The sequence below is a fragment of the Streptomyces sp. SID3343 genome, assembly GCF_009865215.1.
GTDB lineage: Bacteria > Actinomycetota > Actinomycetes > Streptomycetales > Streptomycetaceae > Embleya.
The window spans coordinates 1-2,694 of sequence record NZ_WWJX01000115.1; the positions used below are offsets into that span (position 1 = coordinate 1).

The following is a 2,694-nucleotide window of genomic DNA, read 5'->3' on the forward strand; positions in this document are numbered from 1 at the left end:
GCCCCGCCGCTGAGGCCACGCGGACCGCCCGGCGCCGGCCGTCGCCTCCCGGGCGGCACGCGAGGGCGTGACCTGCATAGGGTGGTGCCGCAATGAGTGGCATTTCCCCAAGGTCCGCCTGATGGCATGGTGAGGCACGTGCTGAGCTCGGTTTCCACCAAAGTCCTGGACGGGACCGACCTGTCCGCTGTCCAAGAGCTGCTCGATCGCGACCCCGTGACGAACGTGTTCGTCGCGTCGCGCGTGCGTCTCGCCGGGGTCGACCCGTGGCGACTCGGCGGCGAATTGTGGGGCTACTTCGAGAGCGGCCGGCTCACGTCGCTGTGCTACGCCGGGGCCAATCTCGTGCCCGTCGAGGCCGGCCCCGACGCCATACGCTCCTTCGCCGAGCGCGCGCGCCGGCAGGGCCGCCGCTGCTCGTCGATCGTCGGACCGGTCGAGGCCGCCGCCGCGCTGTGGCGCCTGCTCGAACCCGCGTGGGGTCCCGCCCGCGAGATCCGCCCCACGCAACCGCTCATGGTCACCACCGAGCCGCCCCGGGACGTGCCTGCGGACCCCCTCGTGCGTCTGGTCCGCCGCGAGGAACTCGACGTCGTGATGCCCGCGTGCGTGGCGATGTTCACCGAGGAGGTCGGCATCTCGCCGCTGATCGGCGACGGCGGGACGCTGTACCGCGCGCGCGTGGCGGAACTGATCAACGCAGGGCGCGCGTTCGCCCGGATCGAGGACGGCAAGGTCGTCTTCAAGGCCGAGATCGGTGCGGTCACCCGGCACGCGTGCCAGATCCAGGGCGTGTGGGTGGCGCCCGAACGTCGCGGCGAGGGCCTGTCCGAGATCGGCATGGCGGCCGTCGTCGGCCACGCGTTGCGCGAGATCGCGCCGGTGGCCAGCCTGTACGTGAACAGCTACAACAGCCCGGCGCGGGCCGCGTATCGTCGGGTCGGCTTCGCCGAGACCGGCGCCTTCATGAGTGTGCTTTTCTGAGGGAGTGGCCGACCTGATGGAGTGGACGTGCAAGGTCATCGACCTCGCCGAGTACGCGGACGACGCGGTCGACGTGCAGGCGCGGGCGTTCGGGCTCGCCGACGACGAGATCGCGGTGCGGCAACGGATAATGCGCCGACACGGCGGCTTCGCCGGCGCTCGCTCGCTCGGCGCCTTCGACGCCGACGGCACCCTGGTCGGCTTCGCCTACGGCTATCCCAACCTCAAGGACCAGTGGTGGAGCCTGGTGATCGAGCCGGAACTCGCCCGCGGCGGACACCGGAGCTGGCTCGACGACTCGTTCGTGGTCGGTGAACTGCACGTGCTGCCGCGTTGGCAGGGACACGGCATCGGCCGCACCCTGATCACCGTGCTGTGCCGCGGCCAGGAGTGCTCGCGGGTGCTGCTGTCCGCACTCGACGACCAGACCCCGGCCCGCCGGCTCTATCGGGGCCTGGGCTTCGTGGACCTGGCCCGGCCGGTGCTCTTCCCGGGCAACAACCGGCCGTACACGGTGATGGGCGCCTACCTGCCCTTCGGCTGAGCCGGACCCTCGGCCTTCAGGAAAGCCACTCCGCGACCGACAGCAGATCCTCGGCCGCCGGGTCGTCCACCGACATGCACCACAGCCCGAGCGCGAGCGTCTGGACCAGCGCCCAACCGCGCACCCGCTCGGGGTCCAGGTCCAACGCGTTCGCCAGCCACGTCACCCGCCTGCGCACGATCGCCTGCGGGCGCACCTCCGCGACCACGGTGTCGATCCGGTCGCGCACCAGCGGGCCCAGGTCGAACGCGCGCTCGCCGAGCATCGGCCGAGGATCGATCGCGAGCCACTTCGAGCGGGTGCCCGAGAGCACGTTGCCGTGATGGCAGTCGGTGTGCAGCACGACCGTCTCCGGCTGCGACGCGGCCAACTCCCGGCACAGCGAGACGGCCTCGTCCACCAGCGCCTTCGGGCACGGTTCGCCCAGGTCGGCGTAGCGCTGCGGGATCGATTCGCCCCAGTGGTGGGCGCGATCCGCGACCGGCTCGATCGCGCAGTCCGCGGGCGGTGTCACCCACAGCTTGCGGACCACCTCCGCGGCCTCCAGCATGGCCCGATCCTCGGCGAGCGAACGCAACGACACGTCGGGCTGGAGGCGCTCCAGGAGCAGCGCGCCACGCTCCGTGTCGGCCGCGAGCAGTTGTACCGCCCCCACGCCGTCCCACAGCGCGAGCGCGTCGGCCTCGTGCGCGGTGTAGCGGTCCACCAGACCGAGTTTGAGCGTGGCCGGCGAGTCGTCGGCCCGGCGTACGAGCAGGGTCAGACTCAGCGCGCCGCCCGGCAGCACCGGCCGCTCGACGGTCAGGTCCCATCGATCGGCGAACTCCGCGACCGCGTCCGGCAGTTGGGCCAGCCACGGCCGCGCGGCCTGCTCGCCGCACCAGCGCAACGCCGTACGGGCGAGCCGCTGCGGCACCTCGACTCGAACGCTCACTCGCGGCTCCCCGCCGTCGGTGTCCCCGAACCGTTCCTCGCGGCCGCGTCGGCCGGCAGCCCGGAGCCGGGCAGTCCCGGGCTCGGCAACCCCGGGCTCGGCAACCCCGGGAAGGGCGCACTCGCGCCGCGCCACCGCACCCCCCACACCGCACTCTCGCGCAACCAGCCCGCGGCCTCGCCCCGGACCGGTCCGGCGGCGACGGCCACCAACTCGCCCAGGTGCAGCGCGA

At 72.7% G+C, this 2,694-nt stretch carries 3 protein-coding genes and 1 pseudogene; 2 read left to right on the top strand and 2 right to left on the bottom strand.

Annotated features, from left to right (window positions below; all coding sequences use genetic code 11):
- The first annotated feature begins 126 nt into the window (after positions 1-126).
- Both GT354_RS03980 and GT354_RS03985 read left to right on the top strand, forming a co-directional pair.
- Positions 127-984, top strand: a complete 858-nt coding sequence (locus tag GT354_RS03980) for a GNAT family N-acetyltransferase (RefSeq protein WP_202511497.1) — start codon at positions 127-129, stop codon at positions 982-984.
- Positions 985-988: 4 nt separating this feature from the next.
- Complete coding sequence (locus GT354_RS03985) at positions 989-1,528, top strand: GNAT family N-acetyltransferase (protein ID WP_346011834.1); 540 nt, start codon at positions 989-991, stop codon at positions 1,526-1,528.
- Positions 1,529-1,544: 16 nt separating this feature from the next.
- On the opposite strand, the gene GT354_RS03990 is transcribed toward GT354_RS03985, so the two are convergent.
- On the bottom strand, positions 1,545-2,462 hold the full coding sequence (locus GT354_RS03990) for an aminoglycoside phosphotransferase family protein (RefSeq protein WP_161354766.1): 918 nt from the start codon (positions 2,460-2,462) through the stop codon (positions 1,545-1,547).
- Positions 2,459-2,694, bottom strand: a pseudogene (locus GT354_RS52440) (ferritin-like domain-containing protein); the annotation flags it as partial. The pseudogene GT354_RS52440 and the gene GT354_RS03990, both read right to left, overlap by 4 nt.